Origin of the sequence: Micromonospora sp. WMMD964 (genome assembly GCF_029581455.1) — a bacterium.
In the GTDB taxonomy this organism is placed as follows: Bacteria; Actinomycetota; Actinomycetes; order Mycobacteriales; family Micromonosporaceae; genus Micromonospora.
In genome coordinates this window covers 91,614-104,829 of sequence record NZ_CP120860.1, presented here as the reverse complement: position 1 = coordinate 104,829, position 13,216 = coordinate 91,614, and the positions used below count along the sequence as shown (strand labels likewise).

General features: G+C 71.2%; 11 protein-coding genes and 2 tRNA genes. 9 read left to right on the top strand and 4 right to left on the bottom strand.

Annotated features, from left to right (window positions below; all coding sequences use genetic code 11):
• The first annotated feature begins 101 nt into the window (after positions 1-101).
• Positions 102-467, top strand: coding sequence for a WhiB family transcriptional regulator (locus O7616_RS00490; protein ID WP_145779086.1), 366 nt, complete (start codon positions 102-104; stop codon positions 465-467).
• 293 nt (positions 468-760) lie between these two features.
• Here O7616_RS00490 and O7616_RS00485 read toward each other — a convergent pair whose 3' ends face one another.
• From O7616_RS00485 to O7616_RS00475, 3 genes are all read right to left on the bottom strand, one after another.
• Complete coding sequence (locus O7616_RS00485; protein WP_282305191.1) at positions 761-2,107, bottom strand: AarF/ABC1/UbiB kinase family protein; 1,347 nt, start codon at positions 2,105-2,107, stop codon at positions 761-763.
• Positions 2,104-3,216, bottom strand: coding sequence for a TOMM precursor leader peptide-binding protein (locus O7616_RS00480; RefSeq protein ID WP_282305190.1), 1,113 nt, complete (start codon positions 3,214-3,216; stop codon positions 2,104-2,106). The genes O7616_RS00485 and O7616_RS00480 overlap by 4 nt, the downstream gene beginning before the upstream one ends.
• Positions 3,217-3,423: 207 nt before the next feature.
• A complete protein-coding gene (locus tag O7616_RS00475) occupies positions 3,424-3,594 on the bottom strand; it encodes a DUF5679 domain-containing protein (RefSeq protein ID WP_167457767.1) in 171 nt (56 codons plus the stop codon).
• 514 nt (positions 3,595-4,108) lie between these two features.
• On the opposite strand from O7616_RS00475, the gene O7616_RS00470 reads away from it, so the two are divergent.
• Positions 4,109-4,630, top strand: coding sequence for a M48 family metallopeptidase (locus O7616_RS00470; RefSeq protein WP_282256796.1), 522 nt, complete (start codon positions 4,109-4,111; stop codon positions 4,628-4,630).
• Positions 4,631-4,777: 147 nt separating this feature from the next.
• Positions 4,778-5,386 (top strand): hypothetical protein, encoded by a 609-nt coding sequence (locus O7616_RS00465; protein WP_282305189.1) that lies wholly within the window; start codon positions 4,778-4,780, stop codon positions 5,384-5,386.
• A gap of 272 nt (positions 5,387-5,658) precedes the next feature.
• Here O7616_RS00465 and O7616_RS00460 read toward each other — a convergent pair whose 3' ends face one another.
• Positions 5,659-6,882 (bottom strand): zinc-dependent metalloprotease, encoded by a 1,224-nt coding sequence (locus tag O7616_RS00460; protein ID WP_282307803.1) that lies wholly within the window; start codon positions 6,880-6,882, stop codon positions 5,659-5,661.
• A 184-nt stretch (positions 6,883-7,066) separates the two neighbouring features.
• On the opposite strand from O7616_RS00460, the gene O7616_RS00455 reads away from it, so the two are divergent.
• The 6 genes from O7616_RS00455 to O7616_RS00430 all read left to right on the top strand — a co-directional run bounded on the left by O7616_RS00455 (position 7,067) and on the right by O7616_RS00430 (position 13,166).
• Complete coding sequence (locus tag O7616_RS00455) at positions 7,067-8,080, top strand: PDZ domain-containing protein (protein ID WP_282305187.1); 1,014 nt, start codon at positions 7,067-7,069, stop codon at positions 8,078-8,080.
• Between the two features lie 96 nt (positions 8,081-8,176).
• A complete protein-coding gene (locus O7616_RS00450) occupies positions 8,177-11,182 on the top strand; it encodes a UPF0182 family protein (RefSeq protein WP_282305186.1) in 3,006 nt (1,001 codons plus the stop codon).
• Between the two features lie 183 nt (positions 11,183-11,365).
• Positions 11,366-11,875, top strand: coding sequence for a SigE family RNA polymerase sigma factor (locus O7616_RS00445; RefSeq protein WP_282305185.1), 510 nt, complete (start codon positions 11,366-11,368; stop codon positions 11,873-11,875).
• Between the two features lie 10 nt (positions 11,876-11,885).
• Positions 11,886-12,809, top strand: a complete 924-nt coding sequence (locus O7616_RS00440) for a hypothetical protein (RefSeq protein WP_282305184.1) — start codon at positions 11,886-11,888, stop codon at positions 12,807-12,809.
• Between the two features lie 86 nt (positions 12,810-12,895).
• Positions 12,896-12,969: transfer RNA gene (locus O7616_RS00435), tRNA-Met, on the top strand.
• A 123-nt stretch (positions 12,970-13,092) separates the two neighbouring features.
• A tRNA-Met gene (locus O7616_RS00430) sits at positions 13,093-13,166 on the top strand.
• Positions 13,167-13,216: the final 50 nt, after the last annotated feature.

Below are 13,216 nucleotides of genomic sequence, written 5' to 3'. Positions count from 1 at the left end.
GCGGAACCCGTAACCGGGATCCGCGGCCTCAATTTTTTGCCCGCCGTAAGTACGTCGGAATGCGATCCACGAGATCGAAGTGAGAGAGAGGTGACCGGGAGATGAGTCTGGCGTTGGCCCCCCTCGACATGAGCGTCGAGCTGGAGGCGAACCTGCCCTGCCGGAAGTTCGACCCCGACCTGTGGTTCTCCGACTCGCCCACCGAGCTCGAGCTGGCCAAGTCGCTCTGCGGGGACTGCCCGCTGCGCGTCGAGTGCCTGGCCGGAGCCGTTGAGCGAGCGGAGCCGTGGGGCGTCTGGGGCGGCGAGATCTTCGAGCGTGGCGCGGTCGTCCCGCGCAAGCGGCCCCGTGGCCGTCCGCGTAAGGAGGACGTCGCCCGCGACGCCGAGCTTCGGGTCGAGGCCGAGGCGCGTCTGGCAGCCAGTGGGCTGTCCGAGGTGCGTGGCGCGGTCCGGCTGGCAGCCTGACATGTTCCCGATCCGTACCAACGACGCCGGTGTCGCACCGGCAGTGAGAGAGAAGACGATGTTCAACGCCCCGAGTGGAGCCTTCGAGATGCAACTACTCAACGAAGCGTTGTCCCGGGCTCGAATGCGGCGGCCTCAGGCCGGTCGTACCACCACGAGCACTGAGGCAACCCGATCCGCCCGTACCGTCGCCATGAACAGCCGCAACCAGGCGGCGCGTGACCTGGGCGTTCTCTAGTACCACCCCACGCAGAAGGGCGGGTGCCGACCGGCACCCGCCCTTCGTCACGTCGTCAGGCGACCGGCGCGAAGCCGGGCAGCCAGCGCTCCAGGATGCTGCGGTACGGGGCCTTCGCCTCCAGTTGGCACAGCACCCCGATCGAGCCGAGCGTCACCCGGTGGATCAGCAGGTACGACGGCGGCAGGTTGAGCTGCCGGCTCAGCTGGTACGTGGGGGAGCGGGGGCTGGCCAGCCGGCCCGCCTCGGCCCGCAGCCAGGCCCGGGTGAAGCGGAACCCGTCCGCCGCGATGGGCTCCAGCATCGGACGGATGAAGTCGAGCACACCCTCGGCGTCGATCTCCTCGGCGGAGCCGATGAAGCCCTCCGAACGAAGCCCCTGCACCACCTCGTCGGCGTCGCCGCGCAAGGCTGTCGCGGCGATGCGGCCGATCGGCTCCGGCGTGCCCTCCGGCATCCGGGCCACCGCGCCGAAGTCGATGACACCGAGTCGCCCGTCGGGCAGCAGCCGGAAGTTGCCCGGGTGCGGATCGGCGTGCAGCAGCCCGGCCCGCTGCGGCGCGGAGAGGTGCAGGGTGGCCATCAACCGACCGGCCTCGTCGCGCTGCTCCTCGGTGCCCTCGCGGATGATGTCGGCCAACGGGGTGCCCGTCACCCACTCGGTGACCAGCACCCGGGGCGCCGCGTTGACGACCTTCGGGATGTAGATCTCCGGGTCGTCGGCGTACGCGGCCGCGAAGGCCCGCTGCGACTCGGCCTCCAGCTCGTAGTCCAACTCCTCGGTGATCCGCTCGCGCAACTCGACAAGGAGCGGCTTGACGTCCAGGCCGGGTTGGATGGCCCGGAACATGCCCCCCAGGCGGGAGAGCTGCTTGAGGTCGGCGAGCAGTGCCTCGCCGGCACCCGGATATTGGATCTTGACCGCGACGTCGCGGCTGTTCGGTGCGCCCGACTCGTCGAACCCCGGCTCCCGCCACCGGGCCCGGTGCACCTGGCCGATGCTGGCCGCCGCGGCCGGAGTGTCGTTGAACTCGACGAACAGGTCCCGCCAGTCGGGGCCGAGTTGTTCGGCCAGCACCTTGTGCACGCTGGCTGCCGGCAGCGGTGGCGCCGCCTCCTGGAGCTTCGTGAGCGCTTGGCGGTAGGGCGCGGCGATCTCCTCCGGCAGCGCCGCCTCGAAGACCGACAGCGCCTGACCGAACTTCATCGCCCCGCCCTTGAGCTGGCCCAACACGCTGAACAGCTGCTCGGCGGTGCGCTGCTGGATCTCCGCGGAGATCACGTCGGAGGCGAGCCCGGTGACGCGCTTTCCCATGCCGAGAACCGTCCGGCCGGCGAAGCCGAGCGGTAGGGCGGCGAGCTTGGCGGTGCGGGACACGGCGCGGCGCGGGATGTCGGTCACCCGGTCATTGTTACCGACCGGAGGGCTCCGCTGCTGGTCTGCGGCCGGGCTGGTGCGGACACCCGCCCCCGGGAGCACCCACACGCCGGGTGTGGCGGCCATCCTCGACGACGGAAACGACCGGCACCGGTGATCTCCATGGCCCCGCCCAGCGTCTCGGGCTGACCGCCGTCGAGCTGCGTCAGCGCCTCGGCCAGCGCGTACCCGATGGCGGTGAGCAGCGTGCTGGTCGTGCCGGCGGCGACCGGATCGGTGGCGGCGAGTTGCGCGGCGAGGCGCGGCCAGTCCGGGTCGCGGTCGGCCCGGTGCAGCTCGACGCAGTGCAGGCAGGGCCCGGCGGGTGGGCGGACCAGCGGCCCGACGACCGGTACGCCCTCGCGAAGCGTGACCAGCAGGTGTGGCTGCCGCCGCTGGGCGAGGCCGGCGGCGAGCAGCGCCGGTGGCCGGTCCGTGCCGAGCTGGATGACCAGATCCACCCGACCGCCCCGGCCCGGCCGGGTGCCGGTGCCCGGAGCGACGCGGTTGACGGCAGCGCGCACCGCCGGTGCCAGCGGGTGGCCCAGCTCGGCGGCGGGGATGCCCGTGCCGACCAGGTCGACGGGGCGTACCGGGCCGGTGAGCTGGGGGATCACCTGCCCGACGCCGGCCTGGGCCAACGCCACGGTCAACGAAGCACCGAATGCCCCGGTGCCGATGAGCGCCACCCGGGCGGCCCGCCGTCGGCGGAGGACCTGCGCGGGGGTGCCGGGCAGTCGGGCCGCGGCCAGGGCCAGAGCGCCGGCCTCTGCCGCCAGTCGGGCGCGGACCGGGCCGACGAGGTCACGGGGGAGCAGGCTGTGCGCGGGGACCAACAGTCCGGCCGTACGCAGGGCGTCGAGCAGCGTACGGGCCTCGTCGGCGGTGACCTGGACGCTGGCCGCGTGCGCCAGCACGGTGCGCTCGCTGCGGGTGCCGTCGATCAGGTCGAGCAGGTGGGCGGCCCGAGGGTTGGCCAGCTCCAGCAGCACGGCGGGCCCCGGCCCGACGCCGAGCTGCAGGGTGTGCCGGTCCCGCCAGAGCCGGTTGAGACCGGGCAGCAGTGTGGGGCGGGGCAGTGCGGTACGTCTCATGGTCGCTGATCGTGACCGCGTCTTCGCGTTCGGTCGATCGTTGTCCACAGGCGCCCGCGCCCGTGTCCAGGGTTGTCCACAGGGTTCGGCGGGTTTTCCACAGCCTTCCGAGGCGGCTGTCGGTCACCCGACACACCCCGTCGGCGGCCCGGGACGCAAACGGGGCGGGGTGGCCACCGGCCACCCCGCCCCCGTCAGCCGTACGGGTCAGACCTTGGCCTTGCCCAGAATGCGGTTCACTGTTGTACCGCATACCGGACACTTGCCCTTGGCCATGTTCATTCCGGTCTTCGAGACCTCGACGTGCCCCTCGAAGTCCCGCTTCTCCTTGCACTTCACGCAGTAACCGTTGTAGGTCGTCTGGGCCTGGTCGGCCACGGTGCCCTCCTCGTCTCGTCCGCCGGTCGATGCCGTCCCGGCGGGGGTGCCCGGCGGCGGGCCACACGGGGCGCCGGCGCTGGGTCTCACTCCGCGGCCACCCTCGTGACCGCTGGTCCGCGGACCCTACCCAGGTCTGGGCAGTTCCATGTCAGCTGTGCATCGACACTGTGAGCAAGTCGACGTCGAGAGTGTGCATGGCGAAATAGGCCGGATAAGTCAGTTTGGCGGGGACACGCCGACCAAACCCTCACAGCCACCCGTGCGGGTGCCCCTGCGGCGGCATCCCGGACGGTGATCACCTACGGTGAGAGGGCGTCGCGTCACGCCGCCATCGGCGTTCACGAAGGGTGACGAGACGGTTCGACGGCGTCGCTGTCAAGAAATTTTCCGGACTCCTAGCGACCAATCACCACTTTCTGGGCGCGTGTCGTGCGGTTGACTCTTGCGGACCCCTGGTCAGTGGGCATTAGCTTTCCTTCGTGACACGTAGCCGAGGCTGCGCGGGCCAGTGATGGCGGGGACGCGCAAGCCGGTCGTCGAGGTACGGCGCAGCCAGCGCCGACGACGCACGGTGTCCGCGTACCGTGACGGTGAGCGCGTCGTCGTCCTCATTCCGGACCAGTTCTCCCGTGCCGAGGAGAGCGAGTGGGTCGACCGGATGCTCGCCCGGCTCGCCGCCCGGGAGGGGCGCCTGGCCCGCTCCGACGCCGAGCTGCTGGCCCGGGCCGGCCGGCTCATCGACCTCCACCTCGCCGAGTACGCGTCGAAGGCGGTTCCGGCCAGCGTCCGCTGGGTCACCAACCAGAACGGCCGGTGGGGCTCCTGCACGCCCGCCGACCGCAGCATCCGGATCTCGCACCGCGTCCAGGAGATGCCCGACTGGGTGATCGACTACGTGCTGCTGCACGAGTTGGCGCACCTCATCGTGCCCAGCCACAACGCCCGGTTCTGGGCGCTGGTCGGCCGCTATCCCCGGGCGGAACGCGCCCGCGGTTACCTCGAGGGCGTGGCCGCCGCCTCCTGCGCCCCCTGACCCGTCCCGTAGACCCTGCCCCGTGCGACCCGCTGGAATCAGACCCTCCTTGATCGACTCCTGATCGCCGACCTGGGGGTATCCGGCGTCGCGGACACCACCATGTCGCCGATCTGGAGCGGAGGGGCGGGGCGCTAGGGTCGGGAGGTGGCACGACGGGTGGTAGTGGCGTTGCTCGGGCCGGTCCGATGGTCGCCGCCGGGCGTCGACCCGGCGGAATGGCGGGCGGCTCTCGCGGAGGACGTCATCGACCTGCTCGCCACGCTCAACGAGGTGGAGGTGGCGGTCGCGGTCACCCCGGCCGACCGGGCTCTGGCCGACTCGGTGGTCTGGCCCGGGACGACCGTGTACGAGGTCGCCGAGCCGACGCCGAACGCGGTGTTCGCCGCGCTGGAGGGCTACGACCAGGCGGCGGTGCTGGTCGGCGACGTGCCGGACCTCCCCGCGCTGACCGTCGGCAAGCTGCTGCGACCGCTCACCACCCGACCCGTCGCGGTGGCTCCGGTGGACGGCGGCGGCGCGGGACTGCTCGGAATGGCGGTACGACTGCCGGTGCCGGGCTGGGTGCCTCCGCTGGACCTGGACACGGCCACGCCGGCGGACGTGCGGTCCGGTGCCCCTCGACCCGGGGACGTCGCGGTCACCGCAGGCTGGCGACGGCTACGCGGCCCGGCCGACCTGGCCACCCTGGACCCGGCCTTCGAAGGGTGGGAGGCGACCCGCGCCCTGCTCTCCGGCTCGGGCCGCACCGCCTGACACTCACCAACCAGCCAGCTCTCGGCAAGCCGGGCCCTCACCCAGGACGGGGGGCTGGCCTGCCATGTCGATGTGCTGGTGAGCGGTATACCGCAGAGGCATGAATATGACTCTGCGGTATACCGCTCATGACCCCGTCCGCCCCCGACGGAGGTGACCGAGGGGCAGCGCCGGCCCTGGCTGCGTTCAGACTTCGACGGCGACGTGCGCGCCGGGCGCCCGCCACAACGCGCGGACGCCCGGGGTCGACGCTCAGGCGTCAGGGCCCAGGCTCACGCCTTGGTGTCGTCGTCCCGGCCGTCGGTCTCGTCGGGCTTGCCGGGGGCCTTCTCCTCGGCCCCACCGGGTGCGGTGAAGTCGAAGTCGTCCAACTCGCTCAGGTCCATGTCGTTCATGGCGAACGCCACCGGGTCGGCGAAGTCGTCGTCCGACGGCAGCAGGTCCGGGTGGCCCCAGACGGCGTCGCGGCCCTCGATGCCCCGGTGCTGGGTGAGCGCGGCCCAGAGTGCCGCCGCCTCGCGGAGTCGGCGCGGGCGTAGCTCCAGGCCGACCAGTGCCGCGAAGGTCTGCTCGGCGGGGCCGCCGGCGGCCCGGCGACGGCGGAACGCCTCGCCCAGTCGGACGACGTTGGGCAGTCGGTCGCTGGCGGCGCTGTCCACGACGTGGCACACCCAGCCCTCGACCAGGGCGAGCGCGGTCTCCAATCGGGCCAGCGACGCCTTCTGGGCGGGGCTGTCCTCCGGGGTGAAGATCCCCTCCAGCGCGATCGCCTGCATCGACTCCGGGTCGGTCGGGTCGACCCGACCCATCGCCTCCTCGATCGCCTCCCGGTTGACCCGGATGCCCGAGGCGTACATCTCGACTGCGCTGAGCACGTGCCCGCGCAGCCACGGGACGTGCTGGAACAACCGCTGGTGGGCGGCCTCACGCAGGGCCACGTAGAGGCGGACCTCGTCCTCGGGAAGCTCCAGGCCCTCGCCGTACGCCCGGATGTTGGCCGGGATCAGCGCGGCCGTGCCGGCCGGACCGAGCGGCAGCCCGATGTCGCCGGCGGAGAGCACCTCCGCGGCGAGCGAACCGAGGGCCTGGCCCAGTTGGCCGCCGAAGAGGGCGCCACCGAGGGTGGCGACCATCGACTGCATCGGGCCGAGTTGGGCGCGGGCCTCCGGCGGCACCAGGTCGCCCATCGCGCCGACCATCCGGCTGGCGACCGGGTCGCAGAGCTTGCGCCACACGTCCAGCGTCTTGAAGATCCACTCATTGCGGTTCCAGGCGACCGGGGACTGGATGCCCGACGGCCACGCCGAAGCCGGCTCCAACCACAGGTCGGCCAGGCGCAGCGCCTCCTCGACCGCGTTGCGCTCATACGGTGACACCGCCGGGTCGCCGGCGGCCGCGAGCTGGCTGGCTGCTACCTGCCGGGCCAGGTCCCAGTTGACCGGCCCGCTGCCCGGCGCGGAGAGCAGGTGCTGCAACTGCGACATGAACTGCTGCATCTGCGCGGGATCGTTGGGGTCTGGTGGTTGCCCACCCGGGAGCGCGAAACCGAACGGAATATCAGGCACGACGTCTACGGTACGCGGGCCGCGCCCCAGGTAGCCGCCGCTGGCGTTGCGCTGAGGGCGAAGTCGCGTGGCGCATCCGGCGGGCGGCACCCGGCCGGTCGGTACGCTCTGCGGCATGAGACGTCGTGGCCTGACGGTCCTGCTCGGTGCCCTGTTCACCGCCCTGCTGAGCATCGGGGTGCTCCGGGTTCCGATCCCGTACGTGGTGCTCGGGCCGGGCCCGACGGTCAACACCCTCGGCACAGCCGACGGCAAGGAGGTCATCCAGGTCACCGGGCGGGAGACCTCGACCTCCGCCGGGCAACTGCGGCTGACCACGGTGGGTGTGCAGCCCACGGTCCGGCTGCGGGGCGCGATCGCGGGTTGGTTCTCCGACGACGAGGCGGTGGTGCCACGGGAGCTGGTCTACCCGCCCGGGGAGTCGACGGAGCAGGTCGAGCAGCGTAACGCCGAGGATTTCAAGGCGTCGCAGACCAGCGCGGAGACCGCCGCGCTGCGGGAGCTGGGCTTCCCGGTGCAGGTGGTCGTCAAGACGGTGTCCGGGGACGGCCCCGCCGCCGGCGCGCTCAAGGCCGGCGACGTGATCACTTCGGTCGACGGTCAGCCGGTGCCGGTGGCCACGAAGGTCACCGAGCTGGTCCGGGCCAAGCCCGTCGGCACGGCGTTGACGATCGGTTACACCCGCGACGGCGTGCCGGCCACCGTCTCGGTGACGAGTCGGGAGCAGGACGGCCGTCCCCGGATCGGCGTCGAGATCGACCAGCAGCAGCCGCACCCGTTCACGCTCGGCATCGACCTGGAGGACATCGGTGGGCCGAGCGCCGGCCTGATGTTCGCGCTGGGGATCGTGGACAAGCTGACCCCGGCGGATCTCACCGGGGGTCGGGTCATCGCCGGCACCGGCACCATCGACGACGAGGGCGCGGTCGGCCCGATCGGCGGGATCGCCCAGAAACTCGTCGGCGCGAAACGTGCCGGGGCGAAGGTGTTCCTGGTTCCGGCGGACAACTGCGCCGAGGCGGTCCGCAATCCGCAGCCGGATCTGCCCCTTTTGCGGGTGGGTTCGTTGGACGAGGCATTGACCGCCCTGGAGACGTTGCGCGGGGGCGGCCAGCCGACCCGATGCTGACCGATGTGACCGCGCCCCGACACGTTCAGGATCACCCCGTACTCTGGGTGCCTGGTCGGAGCCGATCACATCGAGCGTGCGGAGCCAACAGTGGTCATGCGTAGCAGCAGCCCCCTCCCGAGGATGAGCCGGCGCGGGCGCGTCACCATCGCTGTCCTGGTCGGGGTTTTCGTGCTCTTCACCCTGCTCGGGTGGGGTGTCCAGGCGTGGACCGACTGGCTCTGGTTCGACGAGGTCCGTTACACCGAGGTCTTCACCGGGGTCCTGCTGACCCGGCTGGCGCTGTTCCTCGCCGTCGGCCTCGGCATGGCGGTGATCGTCGGTGGCAACCTGTGGCTGGCCCACCGGTTGCGTCCGCGGCTGCGTCCGCACTCGGTGGAGCAGGCCACCCTGGAGCGCTACCGGATGGTGCTCACCCCGCGACTCGGCACCTGGATCGCGCTGACCGCCGCGGTGGTCGGGCTCTTCGCCGGCCTGTCCGCGCAGAACCGGTGGAACCAGTGGATGCTCTTCCGCAACGGCGGTGACTTCGGGATCAAGGACCCGGAGTTCGGGGTGGACATCGGCTTCTACGTCTTCCAGCTGCCGTTCTGGCGTTACCTGCTCGGGGTCGCCTTCACCGCTGTGGTGCTGGCGGTGATCGGCGCGCTGGCGGTGCACTACCTCTTCGGCGGAGTCCGCCTGCAGGGCGTCGGGGACCGGATGAGCAACGCGGCCCGCGCGCACCTGAGCAGCCTGGTCGCGGTCTTCGTGCTGTTGAAGGCCGTCGCGTACGTGCTGGACCGGCGGGCGATGCTGCTGGAGTACAACGAGGGCGTCAAGCTGTACGGCGCCGGTTACGCCGACGTCAACGCGCTGCTGCCGGCGAAGGAGATCCTGGCCTACATCTCGATCGTGGTGGCGATCGCGATCATCGTCTTCTCCAACGCCTGGATGCGGAACCTGGTCTGGCCGGGCATCTCGCTGGCGCTGCTCGGCGTCTCCGCGGTGGCCATCGGCGGCATCTATCCCTGGGCGGTGCAGACCTTCGAGGTCAAGCCGAGCGCGAAGGACAAGGAAGCGCCGTACATCCAGCGCAGCATCGACGCGACGCGGGCGGCGTTCGGGCTGGGGGTCACCGAGACGACCCCGTACGCGGCGAACAACCTCACCCCACCGGCGAGCCTGGCCACCGACACCTCGGTGGTGCCGAACGTGCGGCTGCTCGACCCGCAGTTGGTCAGCGAGACGTACACCCAGCTCCAGCAGGTGCGTGGCTTCTACGACTTCGGTCCGAAGCTGGACATCGACAGGTACGGGGTGAACGGCAAGGTCTCCGACTACGTGGTCGGCGTCCGGGAGATCAACTACGGCGAGCTGACCGACCAGCAGAACACCTGGATCAACAGGCACACCGTCTACACCCACGGGTACGGGCTGGTGGCCGCCCCGGCCAACCAGGTGGTCTGTGGCGGGCAGCCGTTCTTCGTCTCCGGCTTCCTCGGCGAGAAGACGCAGGAGGCGTGCTCCTCGCAGACCGAGCAGATCCCGGCCAAGCAGCCGCGGATCTACTACGGCGAGCGGATGGCGGCGGACGACTACGCGATCGTCGGGCAGGCCGACCCGAACAAGAAGGCCGAGTTCGACAGGCCGGTCGGTGAGGGTGGCGGCGAGTCCTACACCTACACCGGCGAGGGCGGCGTGGAGATCGGCTCCTTCGCCCGGCGGCTGCTGTACGCCATCAAGGAGCAGGAGTCGAACTTCCTCCTCTCCGAGGCGGTCAACGACGACTCCAAGCTGCTCTACGTGCGTAACCCGCGGGACCGGGTGGAGAAGGTCGCGCCGTTCCTCACCCTGGACGGCGACCCGTACCCGGCGGTGGTGGACGGTCGGGTGCAGTGGATCGTCGACGGTTACACCACGGCGGCCAGCTACCCGTACGCCGAGCGGGTCAACCTGCAGACCGAGACGACCGACGAGCTGACCAACCGGGGCACGTTCCAGCTGGCCCGGGAGAACGTGAACTACATGCGTAACTCGGTGAAGGCGACCGTCGACGCGTACGACGGCACCGTGACGCTCTACGAGTACGACGACACCGACCCGGTGCTCAAGGCGTGGAACAAGGCGTTCGGCGGTGACCTGATCCAGCCGAAGGCGGACATCCCGGTCGAGCTGAATGAGCACTTCCGCTACCCGGCGGACATGTTCAAGGTGCAGCGCAACCTGCTCACCAAGTTCCACGTGACCAACCCGGGCGACTTCTACTCGGCACAGGACTTCTGGCAGGTGCCGAACGTGCCGGACGCTCCGGACAGCGGGCAGAAGCAGCCCCCGTACTACCTGTTCACCCAGTTCCCGGGGCAGGAGAGCCCTCGGTTCCAGCTCACCTCGGCGGTCACCCCGAACGGCCGGCAGAACCTCGCCGCGCTGATCTCCGGGTCGTACGTCGACGGGAAGCCTCGGTTGGAGGTGCTGGAGTTGCCGGACCAGACCCGGATCTCCGGCCCGGTGCAGGTGCACCAGCAGATGACCAACAACGCGAACATCCGTCAGCAGCTCAACCTGCTCTCCAGCAACCAGGCGCAGGTGCAGTACGGCAACCTGCTCTCGCTGCCCTTCGCCGACGGCATGCTCTACGTCGAGCCGGTCTACGTGAAGAGCAACCAGCAGGACGCGTACCCGCTGTTGCAGAAGGTGCTGCTCTCCTACGGTGACGGTGGCTCCTTCGTGGCGCTCGCCGACAACATCAACGACGGCATCAAGCAGTTGGTCGAGCAGGGCAAGAAGGCCGGGCAGGGCGCGCCGCCGCCACCGCCCCCGGGCGGCAACCCGACGAACCCGACGCCGACGCCGACGCCCACGCCCAGCGGGTCCGCCACGCCGACGCCAACACCGAGCGCCGGCACCCCGCCGCCGACGGGTGACCTGGCCGCCGCGGCGGACCGGGTGCAGACCGCGATCACCGAGGTGCGGGCCGCGCAGACGTCCGGTGACTTCGAGCGGTACGGGCGTGCGCTCAAGGCGTTGGACGAGGCGCTGACGGCGTTCCAGCAGGCGCAGCAGGCCGCCGGTGCCGGTGGCACCCCGCCGCCGAGTGCCAGCCCGAGCGCCGGAGGCTGACCCCCGCCGGGAGCCCTGTCGGAGCCCCCGTCGTCGGACCGCATCGGTCCGAACGGCGGGGGCTTCGCCGTGTCCGGAGATGCACCCGTTTGTCGCCTCGCCGACAGGTGGCCGCAGCCCGCAACCTGGGACACCGGTCCGCCGTCCTCATTTGCAACGGGGTGGGGACGAGGGGGAGCAGCCGTGAGGGATGCGCAGAGTTTCGACGACTTCTACCGCGGCACCGCGCGGCGGATGATGCGGTACGGCTACGCGGTCGCCGGTGACCACAACGAGGCGCAGGATCTGGTGCAGGAGGCGTACACCCGGGCCTGGCGGCAGTGGGGGCGGCTGTCCGAGCATCCGGCACCGGAGGCGTGGCTGCGACTGGTGGTGGCCCGGTTGGCGACCGACCGCTGGCGGCGGCTGCGTACCCTGCGCGGCGCGCTGCGGATGGCCGGACCCCCGCAGGCGGTCCCCCCGCCCACCGAGGACAGCGTGTTGCTGGTCCAGGCCCTGCGTCAGGTTCCGGCGACCCACCGGCAGGCGTTGGCTCTGCACTACCTGTTCGACATGCCGGTCGACGAGATCGCCCGCGAGGTGGGCGTACCCGTCGGCACGGTGAAGTCCTGGCTCTCCCGGGGCCGTTCCCGGCTCGCCGCGTTGTTGCCCGATCTCGCCGTCGTGGAACTGGAGGCCACCGATGTCGCGTGAACTGTCTGAGATGTATCGGTCCCTCGCCACCGACGCGGACACCCGTGAGCTGGTCGTCCCGGACGTGCTCCGGCACCAGGCCGACCGTCGGGCCCGTCTCCGTGCGGCCGGTGGCGCCGTGGCCGTGGCGTTGGTGGTGGGGGGCGTGATGATCGGCGGTCAGGTGGTCGCCGTTCCGTCGCCGAAGCCCGTGCCCCCGCCGGCCGGCACGCCGACGTTCCCGTCGCCGCCGGTGGCACCGACGCCGGATGCGACAGCCGTGTCGCCGTCACCGCCGGCCCCGCCCACGACGGCGGGCCGCTCCCCGGGCACGACACCGGCGTCGCCGCGGGTCACCAGCGCGGCGCCACCGCGTACGCCGACCAGCATCCCGGATCGGGCGTTCTTCGCGCTCGCGCCGGCCAACCGGACCGGCATCGCGCCGGAGTTCCGGGACCTGGACGCGCTGCCGGGCCTGTGTGGTGCGCGCATCCCCAGCGAGACGGTGGTGCAGCGCCGAACCCGGCTGCTGATCTACAAGCTGCCGCAGAACCCCGGTGCGGGGTACGTCCCGGACGGCACCTACGCGCACTCCATCACGATCTACCGGTCCGGGCGCGCCGACGACGTGCTCAAGGAGTTGCGGCAGGCGGTGCGCGACTGCCCGGTGCAGAAGCGGCCGGGCGGCGATCCGCCGTCGCGGAGCACGCAGCGGCTGCTCGCCGACAGCGGGTACGGCGACGAGTCGGTGCTGTTCGAGATACGCAGCCCAGGTCAGGACGTCAACGGCGATCCGACCGGCGTGGAGGACGTGCGGCTGGTCCGGGCGATCCGGATCGGCGACGTGGTGACGATTCTCTGGGAGCAGGGTTGGGAGAACACCTCCAGCCAGCGGGCCCAGGTCGACGCGGACAGCCGCCGCGCGGTCGCCGCCATCCGGGCCTGGCTCGACTGACGTGGGTGCGGCCGGGAGGCTGCCTCGCCGGATTCGAATGTCGTTTTGCGGGGCCCGGGGGTGGTGCGCTACGGTTAGCGAGCCGACGCGGGGTGGAGCAGCTCGGTAGCTCGCTGGGCTCATAACCCAGAGGTCGCAGGTTCAAATCCTGTCCCCGCTACGAACGAAAGCCCGTCTCCGGTTCGCCGGAGGCGGGCTTTCACCGCTCCGGGCGGCGCGTCGGCAACGGTCGGTGACCCCGCTGATCATCGCCGACGCGGATGGGTTAGGCTTAACGGGCCGACGCGGGGTGGAGCAGCTCGGTAGCTCGCTGGGCTCATAACCCAGAGGTCGCAGGTTCAAATCCTGTCCCCGCTACAACTGACGAAAGCCCGATCCCCACTCGTGGGGGTCGGGCTTTCCGGTGT